The organism is Aeromonas sp. Prich7-2, from assembly GCF_017939255.1.
In the GTDB taxonomy this organism is placed as follows: Bacteria; Pseudomonadota; Gammaproteobacteria; order Enterobacterales; family Aeromonadaceae; genus Aeromonas; species Aeromonas caviae.
In genome coordinates this window covers 1-293 of sequence record NZ_JAGKRI010000367.1, presented here as the reverse complement: position 1 = coordinate 293, position 293 = coordinate 1, and the positions used below count along the sequence as shown (strand labels likewise).

The window sequence follows — 293 nt, the reverse complement described above, 5'->3', positions numbered from 1 at the left end:
TCGGCGCAGTACAGTGCGGCATCGCCGACCAGATAACGGCACTCCTGCGCGGCCTTGAGACTGCTCAAATGGCGACGAACGGTCTGGGCAAAGGCTTTGGTGTCATTACTATTGCCGCTCAGGGCCTGCATATAGACAGGTAGGCCAGCCTGATTTTCACAGATGAGCTCAAGGATCACTTGATTCAGCTCTGGCCGGTGATCACGACTATAACCACGCACCAGTTGCAGCTTACCGACCAGATCCCCATCGGCACAGTCATAGGCGCCATCGACGTGGAAGCTGGTAATATC

The 293-nt window shown here is 55.6% G+C and carries 1 protein-coding gene; it reads right to left on the bottom strand.

Going from position 1 to position 293, the window contains the following annotated elements; genetic code table 11:
- Positions 1-293 (bottom strand): IS1634 family transposase (locus J9892_RS23505; RefSeq protein ID WP_210539139.1); only part of this gene is annotated, 293 nt, incomplete at both ends.